The organism is Mycobacterium sp. DBP42 (genome assembly GCF_005924235.1).
GTDB lineage: Bacteria > Actinomycetota > Actinomycetes > Mycobacteriales > Mycobacteriaceae > Mycobacterium > Mycobacterium syngnathidarum.
In genome coordinates this window covers 1-19,123 of the sequence record NZ_VCMY01000051.1, presented here as the reverse complement: position 1 = coordinate 19,123, position 19,123 = coordinate 1, and the positions used below count along the sequence as shown (strand labels likewise).

At 66.1% G+C, this 19,123-nt stretch carries 17 protein-coding genes and 4 pseudogenes; 15 read left to right on the top strand and 6 right to left on the bottom strand.

The window, feature by feature from the left end; genetic code table 11:
• Positions 1 to 66: 66 nt before the first annotated feature.
• The gene (locus tag E0T84_RS28095; RefSeq protein ID WP_011331220.1) at positions 67 to 3,102 is read left to right on the top strand and encodes a Tn3 family transposase; all 3,036 of its coding nucleotides are present in this window, start codon (positions 67 to 69) and stop codon (positions 3,100 to 3,102) included.
• Positions 3,103 to 3,228: 126 nt separating this feature from the next.
• Here E0T84_RS28095 and E0T84_RS28090 read toward each other — a convergent pair whose 3' ends face one another.
• A complete protein-coding gene (locus E0T84_RS28090) occupies positions 3,229 to 3,816 on the bottom strand; it encodes a TetR/AcrR family transcriptional regulator (protein WP_011331219.1) in 588 nt (195 codons plus the stop codon).
• A 101-nt stretch (positions 3,817 to 3,917) separates the two neighbouring features.
• On the opposite strand from E0T84_RS28090, the gene E0T84_RS28085 reads away from it, so the two are divergent.
• The 7 genes and pseudogenes from E0T84_RS28085 to E0T84_RS28055 all read left to right on the top strand — a co-directional run.
• Positions 3,918 to 4,784 carry a CoA transferase gene (locus E0T84_RS28085; protein WP_011331218.1) on the top strand — a complete coding sequence of 289 codons (867 nt, stop codon included), beginning with the start codon at positions 3,918 to 3,920 and terminating at the stop codon, positions 4,782 to 4,784.
• Positions 4,781 to 5,956: a thiolase family protein gene (locus E0T84_RS28080; RefSeq protein WP_011331217.1), complete on the top strand. Its 1,176-nt coding sequence runs from the start codon at positions 4,781 to 4,783 to the stop codon at positions 5,954 to 5,956. Before E0T84_RS28085 ends, E0T84_RS28080 begins: the two co-directional genes overlap by 4 nt.
• 7 nt (positions 5,957 to 5,963) lie before the next feature.
• Positions 5,964 to 7,631: a long-chain-fatty-acid--CoA ligase gene (locus E0T84_RS28075; protein ID WP_011331216.1), complete on the top strand. Its 1,668-nt coding sequence runs from the start codon at positions 5,964 to 5,966 to the stop codon at positions 7,629 to 7,631.
• Positions 7,628 to 8,416 carry an enoyl-CoA hydratase/isomerase family protein gene (locus tag E0T84_RS28070; RefSeq protein ID WP_011331215.1) on the top strand — a complete coding sequence of 263 codons (789 nt, stop codon included), beginning with the start codon at positions 7,628 to 7,630 and terminating at the stop codon, positions 8,414 to 8,416. Before E0T84_RS28075 ends, E0T84_RS28070 begins: the two co-directional genes overlap by 4 nt.
• Positions 8,417 to 8,424: 8 nt before the next feature.
• Complete coding sequence (locus tag E0T84_RS28065) at positions 8,425 to 9,585, top strand: acyl-CoA dehydrogenase family protein (RefSeq protein WP_011331214.1); 1,161 nt, start codon at positions 8,425 to 8,427, stop codon at positions 9,583 to 9,585.
• Positions 9,586 to 9,676: 91 nt separating this feature from the next.
• Positions 9,677 to 10,435, top strand: a complete 759-nt coding sequence (locus E0T84_RS28060) for a 3-hydroxyacyl-CoA dehydrogenase (protein WP_011331213.1) — start codon at positions 9,677 to 9,679, stop codon at positions 10,433 to 10,435.
• A pseudogene (locus E0T84_RS28055) lies at positions 10,432 to 10,671 on the top strand (MaoC/PaaZ C-terminal domain-containing protein); the annotation flags it as partial. The gene E0T84_RS28060 and the pseudogene E0T84_RS28055, both read left to right, overlap by 4 nt.
• 335 nt (positions 10,672 to 11,006) lie before the next feature.
• On the opposite strand, the gene E0T84_RS28050 reads toward E0T84_RS28055, so the two are convergent.
• Both E0T84_RS28050 and E0T84_RS28045 read right to left on the bottom strand, forming a co-directional pair.
• Positions 11,007 to 11,633: a site-specific integrase gene (locus tag E0T84_RS28050; protein ID WP_011331207.1), complete on the bottom strand. Its 627-nt coding sequence runs from the start codon at positions 11,631 to 11,633 to the stop codon at positions 11,007 to 11,009.
• Between the two features lie 30 nt (positions 11,634 to 11,663).
• The gene (locus tag E0T84_RS28045; RefSeq protein WP_225330463.1) at positions 11,664 to 11,927 is read right to left on the bottom strand and encodes a hypothetical protein; all 264 of its coding nucleotides are present in this window, start codon (positions 11,925 to 11,927) and stop codon (positions 11,664 to 11,666) included.
• A gap of 167 nt (positions 11,928 to 12,094) precedes the next feature.
• On the opposite strand from E0T84_RS28045, the pseudogene E0T84_RS28040 reads away from it, so the two are divergent.
• Positions 12,095 to 12,518 (top strand): annotated as a pseudogene (locus E0T84_RS28040) (transposase); the annotation flags it as partial.
• 40 nt (positions 12,519 to 12,558) lie between these two features.
• Positions 12,559 to 12,837 (top strand): annotated as a pseudogene (locus E0T84_RS28035) (serine hydrolase domain-containing protein); the annotation flags it as partial.
• A gap of 186 nt (positions 12,838 to 13,023) precedes the next feature.
• On the opposite strand, the gene E0T84_RS28030 reads toward E0T84_RS28035, so the two are convergent.
• On the bottom strand, positions 13,024 to 13,797 hold the full coding sequence (locus tag E0T84_RS28030; RefSeq protein ID WP_075909486.1) for a FadR/GntR family transcriptional regulator: 774 nt from the start codon (positions 13,795 to 13,797) through the stop codon (positions 13,024 to 13,026).
• Positions 13,798 to 14,492: 695 nt separating this feature from the next.
• Between E0T84_RS28030 and E0T84_RS28025 the strand changes: the two are divergent.
• A pseudogene (locus tag E0T84_RS28025) lies at positions 14,493 to 15,612 on the top strand (adenylate/guanylate cyclase domain-containing protein).
• A 372-nt stretch (positions 15,613 to 15,984) separates the two neighbouring features.
• Here E0T84_RS28025 and E0T84_RS28020 read toward each other — a convergent pair.
• On the bottom strand, positions 15,985 to 16,167 hold the full coding sequence (locus tag E0T84_RS28020) for a hypothetical protein (RefSeq protein WP_047040625.1): 183 nt from the start codon (positions 16,165 to 16,167) through the stop codon (positions 15,985 to 15,987).
• A gap of 474 nt (positions 16,168 to 16,641) precedes the next feature.
• On the opposite strand from E0T84_RS28020, the gene E0T84_RS32800 reads away from it, so the two are divergent.
• Both E0T84_RS32800 and E0T84_RS28010 read left to right on the top strand, forming a co-directional pair.
• Positions 16,642 to 16,926 (top strand): ANTAR domain-containing protein, encoded by a 285-nt coding sequence (locus E0T84_RS32800; protein ID WP_324614534.1) that lies wholly within the window; start codon positions 16,642 to 16,644, stop codon positions 16,924 to 16,926.
• 117 nt (positions 16,927 to 17,043) lie between these two features.
• Positions 17,044 to 17,340 (top strand): hypothetical protein, encoded by a 297-nt coding sequence (locus E0T84_RS28010; protein ID WP_131721944.1) that lies wholly within the window; start codon positions 17,044 to 17,046, stop codon positions 17,338 to 17,340.
• Between the two features lie 95 nt (positions 17,341 to 17,435).
• On the opposite strand, the gene E0T84_RS28005 is transcribed toward E0T84_RS28010, so the two are convergent.
• Positions 17,436 to 17,672: a three-helix bundle dimerization domain-containing protein gene (locus tag E0T84_RS28005; protein ID WP_047040632.1), complete on the bottom strand. Its 237-nt coding sequence runs from the start codon at positions 17,670 to 17,672 to the stop codon at positions 17,436 to 17,438.
• 131 nt (positions 17,673 to 17,803) lie between these two features.
• Between E0T84_RS28005 and E0T84_RS28000 the strand changes: the two genes are divergently transcribed.
• Positions 17,804 to 18,400, top strand: coding sequence for a Chromate resistance protein ChrB (locus E0T84_RS28000; RefSeq protein ID WP_052773270.1), 597 nt, complete (start codon positions 17,804 to 17,806; stop codon positions 18,398 to 18,400).
• Entirely contained in the window at positions 18,397 to 18,852 is a 456-nt protein-coding gene (locus E0T84_RS27995) for a YkvA family protein (protein WP_047040634.1), read from the top strand. Before E0T84_RS28000 ends, E0T84_RS27995 begins: the two co-directional genes overlap by 4 nt.
• Positions 18,853 to 19,123 lie beyond the last annotated feature (271 nt).

The following is a 19,123-nucleotide window of genomic DNA, read 5'->3' as shown; positions in this document are numbered from 1 at the left end:
TGACGAAATCCGGCGCTAAGGGGCAATCGCCGAGCGACCTTGCGCTGTAGGTGATTTCATGTCGTCGTGACTGATGAGGGCGGCTATGGCCGGTTCGGTGCGTTGTCTCGGCAGGAGCTGGAGCGTTACTGCTACTTGGATGACGAGGACCGGCGGCTGATCGCTGCGCGGCGGCGCGACTACAACCGTCTGGGGTTCGCGGTGCAGGTGGTGACGGTGCGTCACCTGGGAATGTTCCTGGCTGATCCGCTGGATGTCCCGCCCGCGTTGATCGAGTATCTGGCCGAGCAGTTGGAGATCTCCGATCCGTCGATGGTGAAGCGGTACACCGATCGGGAGAAGACCAAGCTCGAACACGCCTGGGAAATCCAGCAGGTGTACGGACTCAAGCCGTTCGGCGAGATGGAGTCGGAGCTCACGTCGTGGATCGTCGACCAGGCGTGGATGACCGGCGACGGACCGAAGGCGATCTTCGGCGACGCAGTGACATGGCTGCGGAAGCGTCAGGCGCTGCTGCCGGGGATCACCACGTTGGAGCGGCTGATCGGCGACGGCCGCAACGCGGCGGACGCCCGGTTGTGGCGCCAGCTCGGCGAGCAGCTGACCTCGGAGTCCGCGTCTGCCTTGTTGCGGCTGCTGGAGGTTCCTGCGGAGGGCGGGCAGAAGGTCAGCGAGCTGGAGCGGCTGCGCAAGGGCGTGTTCAAGGCGTCGTCGAAGGGGATGCTCGCGGCGCTGCGCAGGGTTGTCGACCTGCAAGCGGTCGGGGTGGACAGCATCGACGTGAGGGCGATCCCGCCGCGTCGGTTGACGGGGTTGGCGACCTACGGGTTGGCGAGCAAGGCCGCCGCGCTGCGGCGGCTGCCCACGCGTGAGCAGCGCTTGGCGGTGCTGGCCGCGACGGTCGTTGTGTTGAGCGCGCGGGCGGTCGACGACGTGTTGGAGACCTTCGACATGTTGATGACGACGAAGCTTCTGTCCAAGGCCGAGCGGGAGTCTCGCGAGGAGAAGCTGCGTCGCTATCCGAGGGTGTCACGCAACGCAGGCAAGCTCGCGGCAGCGGTGAAGGTGCTGCTGGAGATGGTCGAGGTCAACCAGGACGTCGGGCTGGGCGTGGTGTTGGACATGATCGAGAAGACCGTCACCCGGGCCGAGTTGCGGCACGCGGTCCAGGCGGTCGACGAGCTGGTGCCCGCCGACGACGCGGAGCTGGATGGGCAGCGGTTGATCGAGTTGGCCGGCAAGTTCGCCACGGTCCGCCCGTTCCTGTCGATGCTGATGGACACGATCGAGTTCGGCGCGACCAGTGACGGCGCCGCCGTCCTGGCGGCAATGAAGACCCTCGCCGAGCTGCTGACATCCAGGTCGTCGGGCAAGATCCCGGCAAACCTGCTGGACGCCCGCAAGGTCGACCACGACTTGATCGTCGGCGCGTGGAAGCGCTTGATCTACACGCCGGGCCGACCGGAGGGCACCGTCGACCGGAACTCCTACACGATCTGCGTGTTGGAACAGTTCCACCGACACCTCAAGCACCGCAGCATCTTCGCGGTGCGTTCGTCGCGGTGGCGCGACCCGCGGGCGCACCTGCTGGCAGGCGAAGCCTGGGAGGCTGCGCGTGACGCCGGCATGAACGCGCTGGGCCTGCCCGCCGCGCCGACGCAGCTGCTGACCGATCACGCGACGGCGTTGGAGACCGCTTATCGGGAGTTGGCCGCACGGCTGGGCGAGGACACCCCAGCCAGCATCGACGCCGACGGCAAACTGCACGTCGCCGCGCTGGACGCCAAGGCCGAGCCCGCGTCGCTGGTCGACCTGCGCCGCCGGGTGGAGGCGATGATCCCGCGTGTGGACCTGCCGGAACTGGTCACGGAGGTGATGAGCTGGCATCCCGGTTTCACCGAGGCGTTCACCCACACCTCGGGCAACGAGGCCCGCGTCGCCGACCTCGGCTTGTCGGTGGCGGCCGTGCTCTGTTCCTATGCGATGAACGTCGGGTTCAAACCGGTGACAACGCCTGGTGTCGACGCCCTGACCAGGGATCGGCTGCTGCACGTCGACCAGTGCTACGTGCGGGCCGAGACCATCGAGGCGGCCAACGCCGTGCTGGTCGACGCCCAGGCCGACATCCCCCTGGCCCAAGCGTGGGGCGGCGGGCTGGTCGCCTCGGTGGACGGGATGCGGTTCGTGGTGCCCGTGCGCACCCATAACGCCCGCCCGAACCCGAAGTACTTCGGCCGGAAACTGGGCATCACCTGGTTGAACATGCTCAACGACCAGTCCGCCGGGCTGGCAGGCAAGGTGCTGCGCGGAACACCTCGCGATTCGCTGCACACCATCGACGTGATCGTGTCCCAGCACGGCGGGCGGATTCCGGAGGTCATCATCACCGACACCGGGTCGTATTCCGACATCGTGTTCGGACTGCTGCATCTGATCGGCCGCCAGTACCGGCCGCAGCTGGCGAACCTGCCCGATCAGCGGTTGTGGCGCATCGACGCCCGAGCCGACTACGGGCCGCTGGACAAGGCGGCGCGCGGGGTGATCGACACCGCCAAGATCGCCGCGCACTGGGAGGACATGTGCCGGATCGCGGTGTCGATCCACTCCGGTGAGGTGTCGGCGCACGAGGTCACCAGGATGATCTCCCGCGACGGGCAGCCGACCGCGTTGGGCCAGGCCATCGCCCATTTCGGGCGGATCTTCAAGACCCTGCACATCCTGCGCCTGGCCGACGACGAACCTTACCGGCGCGAGGGCAAGGCCCAGTCCAATCTCGTCGAGGGTCGTCACGACCTGGCGCGCACGATCTATCACGGCCGCAAGGGCGAGATGACCCGCGCCTACTACGAGGGCATGGAAGACCAGCTCTCGGCGCTGGGATTGGTGCTCAATTGCGTCGTCGTGTGGAACACCGTCTACGAGAACCGCGCCCTCGCCGCGCTGCGAGCCGGCGGATACCCGGTGCTCGACACCGATGTCGAGCGATTGTCGGCGTTCGTGCGCGCCCACATCGGCATCGACGGGCACTACAGCTTCCACCTGCCCGACCCCAGCGGAGTTCACCGACCGCTGCGCGACCCGGACGCCGACGACGACGAGTAGCGCGAGTCGAAGGGTGGCGGATGACCGCTCAGGACCTGACGACGCATGTCGGCGGAAGTCTCTCCTGAGCCGCGAAACAGGCCACGGCCTGCACCTCTACCTCCGACCTGACCCAACAAACTACCGCTAGATTACGGTCACGGAGAGCGTCAGTTTGTCGCTGTGCGGCACGCCCGTCCGGTCGAGGAAGTCACACATGTCATCGATCATCGGCTGCATGAGCAGCTGCCCCAGCTGACGAACCATCAGCCCGATGACCTGTGAGGACTCGGATCGCCGTGTCGAGGTCTTGCCCGAATAGCGGAGTTTGGAGATCTCTCTGCGACTCAGGTCGGTCAGCCGCTCGAGTAACTCGCTCTTTCCCTGCGGATCGAGCACAGCGCGCCGGATGTAGTTCACCACCGTCGGATGCGTCGCGAGCATGTGCCGCACCGCCTCGTCTCGAGCGGCGGCGACCTGCGCTGGGGCGCCCTCGTCCGGCACAGAGGCGATCGCCAGAGCGTAATAGTCGACGACCAGTTGCTCGACGGCGACGCGTAGCCCGTCCTTGGTCTTGAAGTGGTGCTGCACCAATCCCACGGCGACCCCGGCGGCGGCGGCGACGGCGCGCATCGAGACGCGATCCTCGCCGCGCTCGGCGTAGAGGTCGAGCGCGGCGTTGCGAATGCGGGCCTTCGCGGTGAGGTCCTCGTCACTGGCGCGGGGGTCGGTCACAGAAATTGCCTCCTATCAGGGAAAAAAGCATACACCCTTGACATTAGACAGTACATGCGCATTAATGGCTATACATCAGTATAGTCAAAAAGGGGTTGATGATGTCGCAGTCGAGTTCGCTGCAGGGCGTGCAGGTGGTGTCGCTCGCGATCAATCTGCCGGGCCCGCTCGCCGCCGCGCGGCTACGGGCGCTGGGCGCCACCGTCACCAAGATCGAACCGCCGGCCGGCGACCCGCTGCGGGCCGTGGCGCCGACGTGGTACGACGAGCTCACTGTGGGCCAGCGGGTCGTGACCCTCGACCTCAAGGACCCCGCTGATCGGGCGGTGGCGGCGCGCGAGCTGTCGCGTGCCGACCTGATGCTCACCGCCATGCGCCCCTCGGCGCTGGTCAAGCTCGGCCTGGACGAGTTGACCGCGGCGAATCCGCACCTGTCGCATATCGAGATCGTCGGGCACGACGGGATCGCGGCGGAGCAGCCCGGCCATGACCTGACGTACCAGGCCCTGCACGGCACTCTCCAGCCGCCGACGATGCCGACCGTCCCGGTGGCCGACCTGCTCGGCGCCGAGCGCGCCGTGTCCGCGGCCCTGCTCGCCCTGCGCGTGGCCGCGGAGTCCGGCGTGGGACACCGCGAGCGGGTCGTCCTCGAACAGGCGGCCGCCGACGCCGGCGCCGCAGTTCGGCACGGTCTGATGGGAGCGGGCGCGCCGCTCGGCGGGGCGCATCCCGGTTACCGGATCTACTCCAGCTCCGACGGCCACGTCGCGCTGGCCGCGCTCGAGCCGCACTTCTGGGAGCGCGCCCGCGCCGGTCTCGGTGTCGAGGGCACCCAGGAGGAGCTCGAGCAGACGTTTCTTTCCAAGCCGACGCGCGAATGGGAGGAGGTCGCGAAGCGCCTCGACATTCCCCTGATCGGAATCCGCGATTCGGCACCCCGTAATTCAGCACAAGGAGCTTTGTCATGAGTGTTCGCGAGGCCGTTATCGTCGGCGCGGTCCGGACCCCGGTCGGCCGTCGCGGAGGGATCCTCAGCGCATGGCATCCGGTGGACCTGCTCGGGCAGACGCTGCGGGAGCTTGTGGCCCGCGCCGGCGTCGACCCCGCCGCGATCGAGGACGTCATCACCGGCTGCGTCATCCAGCACGATGTCCAGTCGGGCAATCTCGGCCGCCACGCGGTGCTCGCCGCCGGGCTGCCCGAGTCGGTCCCCGCGGTGACGATCGACCGCCAGTGCGGTTCAGGGCAGCAGGCGGTCAGCTTCGCCGCCCAGGCGGTGATGGCGGGTTCCCACGACCTGGTGATCGCCTGCGGCGTCGAGTCGATGTCACGGGTGCCGATGCCTCCGGCGTTCCTGCCCGGCGCGCCGCTCGGCCCGCAGTACAGCCCGCGCGAACTCGACCGCTACGACGGTGGGCTGATGGCGCAGGGCCCGTCGTCGGAGCTGATGAACGAGAGGTTCGACCTGAGCCGAGCGGCGTTGGACGCGTTCAGCGCTCGCAGCCACGAGCGGGCGCACGCCGCGACGCGGGCCGGGAAGTTCCGCGACCAGATGGTGCCGATCACCGCCGACCCCGACGACCCGACCGGTCCGGTCATCGACTCGGACGAGGGCATCCGCGAGCACATCGACCCCGCCAAGATGGCGAGCCTGAAAGCCGTGTTCGGCGCCGACGGGCGGACCACGGCGGCCAACTCCTCGCAGATCAGCGACGGCGCGGCCGCGCTGCTGATCGCCGACCGCGAGTACGCCGAGCGCAACGGCCTCATCCCACGCGCCCGGTTCCGCGCGCTGTCGGTCGCCGCCGCCGACCCGATCATCCAGTTCACCGCGATCCTCGACGCCGCCCACAAGGCGCTCGGCCGAAGCGGGTTGGCCGTCGAGGAGATCGACCTGTTCGAGGTCAACGAGGCCTTCGCCGGTGTGCCGCTGATCTTCCAACGGGAATTCGGCGTCCCGGACGACAAGCTGAACGTCAACGGCGGCTCCGTCGCCCTCGGCCACCCGCTGGGCTCGACCGGAGCCCGGATGCTCACCGACCTGCTCTGCGAACTCGAACGCTCCGGCAAGAGGTTCGGCTTGCAGACCGTCTGCGAGGCCACCGGCACCGCGAACGCCACCATCATCGAACGCATCTGAGGACGTCATGAGCCACGAGATCGTGAGGGGCCTGCCCTCCACCCACGGCGACCACTATCAACTCAACACCACCACCATCATCCGGCACGCCGCGCGCACCTATCCCGAGCAGGAGATCGTGTACCGCACCGCGGACGGCGGCTGGGACCGGTACACCTACGCCGATGCCTACGCGCGAATCCAACGAAGTGCCAATGCACTTCGCTCGATCGGCGTCGGGCCGGGCGATGTGGTCGGGATCCTCGACTGGAACAGCAAGCGGCACTACGAGCTGTACTGGGCGATTCCCGGCCTCGCTGCCGTGATGTTGCAGATGAACCTGCGTTTGGCGCCAGAGGATCTCGCTTACGTCACCGGACACAGTGATGCATCGGTGGTCCTCATCGACGAGTCGCTGCTTCCGGTTGCCGAGGCGCTGGCACCGCATACGCCGAACGTGAAGACGTGGGTGGTGATGACCGATAAGCCGCTGGCCGACATCACCACCACGCTCCCGCACGCGGTGCACTGGGAGGACCTGCTCGCGGACGCCGGCCCGGAGATCGACTGGCCGGTCATCGACGAAACCTCCTCCTACAGCGCGTGTTACACCACCGGCACCACCGGCAGGCCCAAGGGCATCTACTACTCGCATCGCGGCATCTACCTGCACACCCTCGCCGAGGTCGCCGGACTCGGGATGAGCAGCGACGATGCCGTCATGCTCATCACGCCGATGTTCCACGGCCAGGGCTGGGGCCTACCCCAGGCGGCCGCCTACAGTGCCGCAAAAATCGTGCTGCCCGGTCGCTACATCGCCGAGGACACATCCGTCCTCGTGGACGCGATGATCGCGGAGCAAGTCACCGTCGCAAACGGTGCGCCGGCGATCTTCCAGCCCATGATGAACTACATCAAGACGCTTGCGGTCGCACCGGACTTCTCCCGCGCGCGGCTGCTGTCCGGTGCCACCGAGCCGCCGCTGTCGCTGATGCGCGACTTCCACGACATCACTGGAGCCGACGTCATCCACGCCTACGGCGCCACCGAGACCACCCCTCTGGTCGCGGTGAACCGGGGACTGAAGCCCTCGCTGCGCGGTGTGATCTCGGACGAGGAGAAGTGGGATCTCAAGCGTAAGCAGGGTTTGCCGGTCAACGGCATCGACATCCGGATCGTCGACGCGGAAGGCAACGATCTCCCGCACGACGGCACGAGTCAGGGTGAAGTGCTGCTGCGCGGACCGTGGATCATCGAGCGCTATCACAAGCTCGACGACGACGCCGACAAGTTCCTCGACGGGTATTGGCGTAGCGGCGATGTCGGGACCATCGACCCGAATGGTTACTTGAAGATCACCGACCGGATCAAGGACGTGGTCAAGTCGGGTGGCGAATGGATTTCCTCCATCGACATGGAGAACGCACTCGTTGCCCATCCGAAGATCGCCGAGGCGGCCGTCATCGGCGTCCCGCACCCGAAGTGGCAGGAGCGTCCAGTAGCACTCGTCGTGACGACCGACGGGCAGGAACTTCCACTGTCGGAGATCCACGAATTGCTCGCCGATGCATTCGCCAAATGGCAATTGCCCGAGACCGTCCTGTATCTGGACCAGCTGCCCCGCACCAGCGTCGGCAAGCTCGACAAGAAGGCCATGCGCGCCGCGCACACCAACGTCTACGAGGACGTCCGATGAACCCCGACAACGCCCCGCTACGCACGGCCCGCGACAGCCACCTCCTGATCCTGGAGATCAACCGGCCCAAGGCTCGCAACAGTCTGAACGAGGCGGTGCTCACCGCCTTGAACACCGAGCTCGTCGCGGCTCGGCACGACGACGAGATCCGTGCCATCGTGCTCACCGGCGCCGGCGGGATCTTCTGCGCCGGAGCCGACATCACCAATTTCGACGCCATTCGCGACCAGTCGCTGCTCGGCGATCGAGCCGCGCTGGGCGGCACCATCTGGGCCGACCTGGGCCGATTCCCGAAGCCGGTCCTCGCTGCGGTCGAGGGCCTCGCACTCGGCGGCGGCTGCGAGTTGGCGCTTGCCTGCGACATCGTCATCGCCGGCGAATCCGCCAAGTTCGGTGTCCCGGAGGTGAAGCTCGGCGTGATCCCGGGCGGCGGCGGAACCCAGCGCCTGATTCAGGCCGTCGGCAAGTCCAAGGCGATGGCCCTACTGCTCACCGGCGACTTCCTGTCCGCACAGCGGGCGTGCGCGGCCGGCATCGTCGCCGAGACCGTCCCGGACGGCACCGCCCTCGAAGCGGCGGTCGCCATGGCGCAGCGGATCGCCGCCAACTCACCGCTCGCGGTGGCGCTGGCCAAGGATGCCGCCCTCCAGGCCCTGGAAACCTCTCTGGCGCAAGGACTCGAGCACGAGAAGCGCAACTTTCACGTTGCCATCCATTCCGCCGACAGCCGCGAGGGCCAGGCCGCGTTCCTCGCCAAGCGCGCCCCCGAATTCACCGGAAAGTAGGACCGATCATGAGCGAGCTGTTCCCCGATTACCGCTCCCCGTGGGAGACCGACGATCAGGCGCTGCTGCGTAAGCACGCCGCCGAGTTCTTCCGCAAGGAAGCCACCCCGAACCAGGACCGTTGGGCCGCGCAGCACCAGGTCGACCGCGAGTTCTGGACCAAGGCCGGCGCCGCGGGACTGCTGTGCCTCGACATCGCCGAAGAATACGGCGGCGGGGGCGGCAACTTCGGCCACGAGGCGATCGTGCAGCAGGAGATCGCCTACGCCCACGACACCGCGTTCGGCTTCGCCGTGCACTCGACGATCGTCGCGCACTACATCGCCGCCTATGCCACCGAGGACCAGAAGAAGCGCTGGCTATCGAAATGTGCGAGCGGTGAGAGCGTCCTCGCCATTGCGATGACCGAACCCGGCACCGGCTCGGACCTGCAGGCCGTACGGACCACCGCGGTTCGCGACGGCGGCCACTACGTGATCAACGGCTCGAAGACGTTCATCTCGAACGCGTCGCACTGCGACCTGCTCGTCATCGTCGCCAAAACGGACCCGAGCCAAGGTTCCAAGGGTATCTCGCTGCTCGTCGCGGAGACGGAGAATCTTCCGGGGTTCGAGCGTGGGCGGGTGCTGGACAAGATCGGCCAGCACGGCCAGGACACCCGCGAGTTGTCGTTCACCGACATGCGGGTGCCGGCAGCGAATCTGCTCGGCGGCGTCGAGGGGCAGGGCTTCTACCAGCTGATGGGTCAGCTGCAGCGTGAGCGGCTGATCCTCGGTGTCGGCGGTGTCGCGGTGGCCGAGGCCGCGGTGGCGGAGAGCATCAGGTACGCCAAGGAACGTCACGCCTTCGGCAAGCCGATCCTGAACTTCCAGAACACGAAGTTCGTACTCGCCGAGTGCAAGACCGACGTGCTGGCCGGCAAGACCCTGATGGACCACTGCATCCAGCGTCACCTCGACGGCACCCTCGACGCGGCGACCGCGTCGATGGCCAAGCTGTGGGGCAGCGACAAGCAGTGCGAGATCGTCGACCGCTGCCTGCAGGTCTTCGGTGGCTACGGCTACATGATGGAGTACCCGATCGCGCAGATGTACGCCGCTTCCCGCGTGCAGAAGATCTACGGCGGCACCAACGAGATCATGAAGGAACTCATCGGCCGCGCCTTATGAGGTTGACCTTCGCGCAGTGACACCACTGCGTCAGTCACACCTCACTTTGTCAAAAACCCGATGTTCTCAACCTATTTCGTCAGGAGTATTCATGCATATCACCGGAACCAACGCACTCGTCACCGGCGGAGCCTCGGGCCTCGGACTGGCCACCGTCACCGCCCTCGCCAAGTCGGGCGCCCGGGTAATCGCCGTCGACCTGCCCACCGCGAACACGGATGCGCTGGCTGCTCTCGGCGACACCGTGGAATTCGCTCCGGCGGATGTCACCGACGAGGCCGCGGTCACCGAGGCGGTCGAGCGCGCCAACGCGGAGTCCTCACTGCGAATCACCGTGAACTGCGCCGGCATCGGCAACGCCGTCAAGACCGTCGGTAAGAACGGACCGTTCCCGCTGGCCGAATTCGAGAAGATCGTCAAGGTCAACCTGACCGGAACCTTCAACGTCATCCGCCTCGCCGCGCACGCGATGTCGCAGAACGAGCCCGTCGACGGCGAGCGCGGCGTGATCGTCAACACCGCCTCGGTCGCGGCCTTCGACGGGCAGATCGGACAGGCCGCGTACTCGGCATCGAAGGGCGGGATCGTCGGCGCCACCCTGCCGATCGCCCGCGACCTGGCGTCGCTGCTGATCCGGGTGAACACCATCGCGCCCGGCCTGTTCAAGACCCCGCTGCTGGGCACGCTGCCCGAGGCGGCTCAGATTTCGCTGGGACAGCAGGTGCCGCACCCGAACCGGCTCGGCGACCCCGCCGAGTACGCGCAGCTGGTCGAGGCGATCGTGACCAACCCGATGCTCAACGGCGAAACCATCCGCCTCGACGGCGCGATCCGCATGGCGCCGCGGTGAAACCCGTCGGCGTGCAGGTGGGATCGCACCATGAGCACACACGCCTTGTATACGCCGAGGACCTGGGCATCGGCCAGCGTTTCGACTTGGGCTCACACACGGTGACCGAGGCCGAACTCGTCGACTTCGCCACCCACTGGGATCCCCAGTGGTTTCACATCGACCGGGCGGCGGCGCAGGACGGCCAGTTCGGTGGCCTGATCGCCAGTGGAATCCACACGTTGGCGATCCTGCAACACCACGACGCCGTCCATATCCGATACGGCCTGACCGAAGCCGCGCTCCCGCGCGCTCATCTCCCACGGCTGTTCCAACCCCGGCGAGGTCTCGCGCGACCTCACGGCCCTACTCTCGGCCGTGCCCCCGCCGGATCCGACAAACACCACGACCACGCACGCCCGGCAGCGGCTATGAGTTCCCGGACGCGGAAGACCACACCCATCGACGGTGCCGCACTTGATTGGTCTCTTTCGGCCCCCCTCGAGCAGATGCGCTCGGGCCGAACAGTCAAGGTGCTGAACAAGATACGCAGACACGCGCCGGAACTCGTCACCGTCAGCTACTGAGAGATTCAGCGGGAGCGCCGCCGCGCAGCGGGATCGGTCTCGGCCTGCCAGCGCCCCAGCGCCTCGGCGGAGACCTTCGCGTATTTGACCAGGCTGCGCACCGAGGTGTGTCCGCTCAACGCCATCAGCATCGGCGTGGAAGCGCCCTTCTCTGCGGCGTGGGTCAGTCGCGAGTGCCGCAGCTGGTGCAGCGTGAACGGTCCGCGTCGCATCCCTTCGGTGTGCTCCTCGAGGAGCGTCGCGGCGCGGCGGTAGGAAAGTCGGGCGCGGCCGGTCGAGTTGTCGGTGTCGGTCTTGGCGACCGACGGCTTGGCTTTGCGGTCGGTCAGGAACAGCGGCCCGGACTTCCGTCCGGCGATCAGCCGGGGCAGCGGCCGTGCGGTGCCGGTCTGCCAATAGATCACCTCGCGGGCGCCGCCCTTGCGGGTGACCGTGGCGCATCGGTTCACGGTGTCCAGGTCCTCGATGTCGAGATTCAGGATCTCCTCCGCCCGCGCGGCGGACTCATACAGCATCGACCAGAACACCCGCTCGCGCAGGGCCGCGTCCATGCCCAGCAGCTCCGCAACCTCGGCGGCGGTCATCGCCTTGCTGTTGTCCGGCGCACTCGGCCGCGCCCGCAGGCGCGACACCGGATCGCCGGTCAGCCACTGTTGATCGCGTCAGTAGGCGCACGCCGCCGACACCGCGGTCAGCCGGAGGTTGTAGGTCTTGGGGGCCTTGTCGCCCCACACGTAGTCGAACCACCCCGACACCCGATCCGGGTTCAACAACCCGACATCGCCGTCCGCGCCGAAGTCGCGCACCATCCGATCCAACGCCGAGGCGTAGGCGCGGCGGGTGTTCACCGCCGCGATCGTGCCCAGAAAGGTCCGCGTCGCGTCCGCCAGCCGGATCCCGGCGGCCCGCGCCGGTAGCGAGCTCACCGATCCCACCCCGACCGCCCTTCAGCACTACGGCAGATAGTTTCCGGAGTCGCCCATCTCCGGAACGACCATCGCGGCAGGACGACTCACGAGTTACGGCAGATAGTACGCTACTATCTGCCGTAAATCCTTAGCGCCGGATTTCGAGAATCTGCTCCCCGACCCCCAAGAAGGACTGGGCGGCGATCGCCAAGGATCTCAAATTGGTCTACACCGCGGCAAGCGAGTCGGCGGCGTTGGATGCATTCGTCGCGTTCAGCGAGACCTGGGGCCAGCGCTACCCGGCGATCGTCAAGCTGTGGGACAACGCGTGGGCCGAGTTCGTGCCATTCCTGGCCTTCGACAAGGAAATCCGCGGCGTGATCTGCACGACCAACAGCATCGAAAGCCTGAACTCGCGCATCCGCAGGGCCGTCAACGCCCGAGGGCACTTCCCGACCGAGCAGGCCCGCCCTGAAGTGCGTCTACCTGGCGATCATGAGCCTCGACCCGACCGGCAAAGGCCGACAACGCTGGATCAACCGCTGGAAGGCACCCCTCAACGCGTTCGAGATCGCCTTCCCCGGACGTTTAACCCCAGAACGAAAGTAACACTACAACAACGAGTTACACCGTTAACTTGACAGTCTCGGGCGCGCTGCCGGTATACCTCGATGGCAGACCGGTTGTTGATGTGTGGATCGGGTGGGGCCGATCGTCATGGCAGCGTACCGTCGGCGGCCAACACCGGCGCGATGGCGTTTTCAGCGACAGAGGGATTGGCTTCCACGGTCATCCGTCGGCTTGTCGACCGGGGATTGCTTCCTACGACGTGCCGGTCGCCGAATACTGGCCCGAGTTCGGCGCGAACGGCAAGTCAGCCATCACAATTCGCGACATGATGCGCCACCGCGCCGGGCTGTCTAACCTACACCGCCCAAGCCGTCCATCTCCTCGATGACGAGCCCAGTCAATAAAGATCATTGTTGTCTGCATCAACCCTGCCAAGCCAGGGACGCGACGCGGGCTGCGTGTTGGGCATGCATCGGTGGATGGCTTCGCTGCCTGATGCCCCGTAAGCGCGTTGTGAAAACGGTGACGAGCGAGGGGGTCGGCGTCACTGGAGCCAACGCTCTCGGGGGAGCAGCGGCTCGTCGAGGCGGCCGTTTGTGTCGAGCATTCGCTCGAACTGGTTCAGGTGACGTTGCATTGCGCTCGACGCGCGGTCGGCGTCGCCGGCAGCCACCGCACGCGCGATGCTCTGGTGCGCCCGGCGGGTATCCTCCATGTCTAGCTCGGTGAGCGACTCACCTGGGACGTGCCACGACAACTCTTGCTCGAACATCGATATGACGAGCCGCAAGACCTCGTTGTTGCTGCAAACCGCGAGAGCCTCGTGGAACTCCACCGATGGTTCCCATGAGCCGTTTCGAGATGTGGCGTCAGCGATCGCGAGTAGCCAGCCGCGCTGCTCGTCGGTGGCCGACCGGGCTGCCATAGCGGCAATAGCGGGTTCGAGGAGTTTGCGGAACTCGTAGAACTTTCTGGTTGAGGTTTCAGCGAGGGTCAGTAGGAGCGCAACGGATCTGCTGATCTGCCGCAGGTCGGGACGAGTTACCCGAATGCCACCGCGTGGGCCTCGGCGGATTTCGATCAAACCATCGGATTCGAGCAGGCGCAGCGCCTCTCGCACGGTGCCTCTGCTAAAGCCCTCTCCGGAGATCAACTCCGCTTCCGAAGCCAGTTGGTCGCCGGGCCGCATCGCGCGGCCGAGGATTTTTGCGCGGAGCCGGTCGGCCAGAATATCTGACGCCTTGGGTACTCTTGTATAGCGGCGCGCTGCATGCGGTATCTCAGATGTGTTTGCCGCCTGGTCGATATCGCTGTCCACTCCCGCTCCTATGCCCTGCTTGGCGTGACGTGGGGCGGAGCTTCAGCTCCAGCCTGCAGCCCTCTGATATAAATCATACTGAATTGCACGAGAATTCGCTGACGTGACTCGCAAGTCATTGCCTCGCGTAGTCTCGTGGTCAACTCAAGGGAGTGTGGGGCGGCGTCACGGATAGCCCGGCGTTGTCGGTTCTGTGGTCATTCGCGCGATCGGCTATGGTCAGTCACCGGCGGACGAGGGACGTAAGCCAACTCTATAGCAGGTCAATGGGTATCCCGCTCGGCGGGATCTTGGCATGGCGGGCCCGCGGTCAACCTCTGCACCTGTTAGCGATGTCGACAAGCAACGGGACCGAGTCACGGTTCAGGATCCCGTGTAGCGGCAACCCGGGTCGGCCGTGGAGGCGATGTGATCGCGACGCCCGAAAAGTGTGGAGATCATCCCAAGCGCCAGACGGGGTGGCCGGTCGTGGCCGACGCCCGGGAATTCTTGCGAGTCACCGTTGGATATCGGGCTATGCCCAAGTTGCTCGTGGGGCCGTGGCGATATTTGGCGTGCAAATACCTCACTGATTCGGAAGCCCGGTTCCGCATGGACCGAGCGCGAAGTTTCGCGAAGTTGTCCGAACGCACCCGTCGACTTGTGGCGCTGCGAATCGATGCGGTAGGCGATGCATCGAGCAGTACGTTTGCGGTATGGCAGCTAACCACGACATCGAGGAGTTTGGTATGCTCGACGGCCTTGAGGGCCAAGCCCGCGAAGAGCGTGCCGACCTCGTCACATGGCTGATCGGAAAAGGCTACCCCCTCGACGAGATACGTAGATCGCTCGCTACGCCTCTACTGCTGCCCGCGAACACGATCTTCGGCGACGACGGGACCTATGTGTCCGCGCGTGAGATCAGCGAATCCACAGGGATCGAATTGGACCTCCTGCAGCGCCTCTACGGCGCGGTCGGAAGGCCGAGGATCGACGACCCCGACGCAGCCGTACTGCTGCGCGCCGACGGAAAAGCGATCGCGCACGCGAAATTCTTCCTCGACATGGGCGTCGAGCCGGACGAAACGGTTGCCGTGATGCGCATGCTGATCGCGGGACTGGGGTGCCGCCGCGACGATGCGCGATGCGGCCCTCAACACCCTCCTGCGGCCGGGGACAAGTGAAATCGAGCTGGCGCAGGCGGTCGAGCAGCTGGCGCGTCGATCCGCGCCTCACCTCGGACCGCTGATCGAAGACCTATTGTTTATGCAACTTCGCACTTCGTTCCAGGTTGAGGCCGTGAGCGCCGCTGAGCGGGCTGCCGGAAGATTACCCGGGGCCCACCAGGTAACGGTGGCGTTCGCTGATGTTGCCGGCTTCACCAAATTGGGGGAGGTGCTGCCACCTCTGGAGCTTGAACGCGTTGCCAGTCGGCTCGCCGAATCGGCCCAGCACGTAGCGGTCACCCCGGTGCGGCTGGTGAAGTCGGTGGGTGACGCCGTGATGCTCATGTGCTTCGATCCGGCGCCATTGCTGCGGGCAATCCTCGACTTGGCTGACGACGCGGCAGCAAATGGCTTGCCGCGCTTGCGGATCGGCGTGGCTTCCGGACTGGCGATCACACGCGGGGGCGACTGGTTCGGCAGTCCTGTCAACGTGGCCAGTCGAGTAACGGCAGCGGCGCGGCCGGGGACGGTGGCGGTCGCCGACTCCACGCGCGAGGCCGTCGGCAACGCTGCGGACTTCACCTGGTCGTCGATGGGCGCACGCCGGCTCAAAGGCGTGAGCGGCAAAGTAAAGCTCTTCAGGGTCCAGCGCGCCCGGCAGGCTGAGTAATCGCCTTCACCGACTTGCGTATGGCCTTGCGTTGCGGTCGCAGACTCCTGGTTCGGGAAGACAAACGGTCCAGGCTCCGGATAGCGACGAGGTGTCGGTGCCGTGGCACGCCGATCTGGCTGTAGCATTCACCAACGCCGCTGGTTGATTCGGCATGATTAGATGGTGTCGCGCGAGGGGACATCGAAAACCGTGCTAGCCGCGATTGTTGACCGCCTCACCGCGACCGCTTATCTGTAATGAGATGAACAATTGGCGTGTTCTTGCTGGTAGCAACGTAGATTACATGTGTAGAACGTCTGCTCTTTCAGCGACACGTGCGACACATGTTGCCGACGACTTCTCGAACTAGTTGAGCCGTAGTGCCCGGCCTTAGTCGGACTGGCGGTAGCCGTCGCGGATGATCGGGCGTTGTGTCCGGCGGCGCCACAGGAAAAGTGGGTGCTGGGTGGATTCGTTGACGAGCGTGTACTTGATGTAGCCCAGGTCGAGGAGCTCATCGTGGCGGTAGCCGCGCTCGCGGTGGTAGCCGACGAGACTGGCGCCCGGGCGCACCGTTTCACAGGGTCGGCGACTTGGGGCGCCGCAACGTGGGCATTGGACGCTGGCCCGGCCGTCGTCTATGTCACCGATGATCAGGTCGCCTTTTCACGGTTGCGGGTGCAGTCAGCGTGCATGGTGTGCACTGTGACGACGGGCGTTGCGCTGGGCCGACCGCGGCGATCGGTGCGGTGGAGGGGGCGAAGGGAGCCTGGTGGAGGAAATGTGGAAAACGGTCCACCTGTTCGTCCCTTCGGATCGGACAGCAAGCGAGGTTCTAAATTACCTCCGGGAGCAGATCAATGTGATCGCCCACGAAGCAGGCGAGTTCGTCTGTCGGATCAGAATCGGTGATGGCGTCGACCAGGCCAACGGTTGGCATAAGTGGTCGGCGTCGTACCTGCCTGGACCTCCCGGGGGCGTCGGAGGAAGAGATGACTGAGCACCGCGATCGCCGGGTTCGGCGTCGCGAGTTTGTTCTTCTGCGAGGTGGCTGTTGTTCATAGCCCGGGGGTACACAGGGTTGATCGAGATGATTCCGGCGCGGAAAGGGTGGACGAGGTGAGCCAGTTGGGCCGGGGTGCGGACCCGTCGTCACGCCGAGTGATCGATGTAGCGATCGGCGTTTTGATCGGATGGCGTGGGTGTTCTGAGCGGGACGCGTTCGACGAGATCGCCTGTGCGGTCCGAGAATCCGGGGTGGGAATCGGGAGCATCGCGCGGTGGCGCTGCGTCTGTGGGGCGATGTCATGCCGGCGCGGTTGGCGTTGGTGAACGCGTCGACGAGCTGAACGCCGCAGTTCCTGGCCCGCGGTGCAACGGGTGGCGGTGGAGCTTTTTGGCTCGTTGTTGCCCGCGCGCATGGTCTGGTGCTCGGTTACGGTGTGCCAGATGAGCACGTCCACCGTCTCAGACCACGACATCGCAGCCGCGCGAGCCGCGGATGTTCGCCAGGCCGACTACTACCGGGGTGAGCTTTCGCGCCAGCGTGAGCTGCTCATTGACCGGATGGCGGCCCACGAGGCCGCGCTGGCCAAGTATCAACTGCGCGGCGAGATGAACCAGGTCCACCGCATCAGACGGGAGATCCGGCATCGCGAGCAGGAACAGTACGCGCTGCAACGCCTGCTTGATGCGATCGAGGAGCGATTCCCCGCTGCGGCAGGGCCCGGGCCGGCACACCTCTGACCGCTACCCAACCACGGAGCTGATCGGTTTGGGTGGTCGCGATCTCGATCTGGTGCCGCTGAGCGGTGCAAAGCGGGGCGGGCCTGCGCTGACGCCTAGGACGACCAGGTAAGCAGACCGGCGCTGCGGGACAACTCGGCGCGGGCATGCCGCTCGACGAGCAGCGGCACGAACTCCCGTATCGGGCTCTGCTCGAACCGGGCGTGCGCGCTGCGCACGGCGCCGGCCACATGGTCCGGCGGCAGGTCGGCGTAGCTGGCGGTGAGCCGCGCCACGACCTGGTCGATCAACAGCGTTTCGCTGATCTGGGCCACGTCGACAGCTTGGGGCATACACGCTGACCGCGTCAACGGGATCAATCTCACGGCTGCCGCAGCGAGGTTGGGTGCAGCTGCTGGCCACCAGATACCTCAGCCCGCGTAGCTGCTGTATCAGCATGATGTTACGGGTGTAACATCTCATTGTGGCTAGGGGCGACGAACTCGATTGGCTGGTGATCAGCGTGTCGACTGCTGGCGCGGCGGGCACGCTGCGGGTGCAGGTGTGGCGCAAACTGCGCTCGCTCGGTGCCTTATATCTGCAGCAATCGGTGTGTCTGCTGCCCGCCCACGCACATGTGGTCCGCGAAGTGCGGCGGCTGGCCGATCGGATCCATCACCACGGCGGCACCGCCCGCGTCCTACCGATGAGCTTCGTCGATCCCGCCGACGAACAGGCCGTGATCGACGAGCTTAACGCCGCCCGCGACGGCGAGTACGCCGAAGTCCTGGAGCGGCTCCCGGCGCTGCGCCAGGAGCTGGCCGATGAACGCGCTCGCGGACGGCTCACCTACGCCGAGGTCGAGGAGTCCGAAGCCGACCTGGACCGGTTCCGCAGCTGGCTGGCCAAGATCGCCGCCCGTGACTACTTCACGGCCCCCGGTGGGCACGCTGCCCGCGCAGCCGTCGACGCCGCGGCTGCTGAGCTGGCAGCGTTTGAGGACGCTGCCCTGCAGGCCGAAACATCCGCGCAAACCGATGCGCGCACCTCGCAGCGGCTGCACGTGGCGCACGAATCGTGACGGGCTCATTCGGGTGGGATCTCCTCATCGGCGTTGGCGGCGCACTCCTATTCGCCTGGCTGGCATTGCTGGTCGCACTGGCAATTCTCCGGCCGCGGGGAGGGCTACTGCGCGAGGCGGTGCGCATCCTGCCCGACGTGCTGCGGCTGGTGCGTCGCCTCGCCGGCGACAGCACCCTGCCGCGCGGGATCCGCGTCCGCCTCGGGTTGCTGCTGGCCTACCTCGCGATCCCGATCGACCTGATCCCCGACTTCATCCCGGTGCTCGGATACGCCGACGACGCCATCATCGTCGCCGCCGTCCTGCGCAGCGTCGTCCGCCGCGCCGGCCTCGACACCGTTCGCGCACACTGGCCCGGAACCGACGACGGATTCACCGCACTGACCCGACTCACCGGGCTGGCCAAGCCCTCCAGCCGACAACACAGAGACGTACCACCCCAACGTGGGTGACACCGTTACAGATAACACTGTCACCTACGACGTCAAACCGCGCTGAGAACCACGTGGGGAACAGTCCTACACACCCCTCAACCGTTACAGATAAGACTCTTGCCCTTCATCACGAAGGTTGGCGCCGGGGTAGAGGCCGCTAGATGTAACTCCCAGACAGGTTGTGAACGGCGTGGTGAGCGGAAGTAGGTGAGGACCTCCGGTATCGGTGTGGTTACCAAACACGCACATCCGATTACCGAGAGGTCCTCATGGTCCACGCTAATGCTTC

Bases quoted from the DNA above. Each gene is read 5' to 3' on its own strand.
- E0T84_RS28085 (WP_011331218.1), top strand. From the start codon at position 3,918: ATGTCGCAGTCGAGTTCGCTGCAGGGCGTGCAGGTGGTGTCGCTCGCG.
- E0T84_RS28065 (WP_011331214.1), top strand. From the start codon at position 8,425: ATGAGCGAGCTGTTCCCCGATTACCGCTCCCCGTGGGAGACCGACGAT.
- E0T84_RS28075 (WP_011331216.1), top strand. From the start codon at position 5,964: ATGAGCCACGAGATCGTGAGGGGCCTGCCCTCCACCCACGGCGACCAC.
- E0T84_RS28060 (WP_011331213.1), top strand. From the start codon at position 9,677: ATGCATATCACCGGAACCAACGCACTCGTCACCGGCGGAGCCTCGGGC.
- E0T84_RS28005 (WP_047040632.1), bottom strand. From the start codon at position 17,672: ATGCCCCAAGCTGTCGACGTGGCCCAGATCAGCGAAACGCTGTTGATC.
- E0T84_RS28080 (WP_011331217.1), top strand. From the start codon at position 4,781: ATGAGTGTTCGCGAGGCCGTTATCGTCGGCGCGGTCCGGACCCCGGTC.
- E0T84_RS28010 (WP_131721944.1), top strand. From the start codon at position 17,044: ATGAGCACGTCCACCGTCTCAGACCACGACATCGCAGCCGCGCGAGCC.
- E0T84_RS28070 (WP_011331215.1), top strand. From the start codon at position 7,628: ATGAACCCCGACAACGCCCCGCTACGCACGGCCCGCGACAGCCACCTC.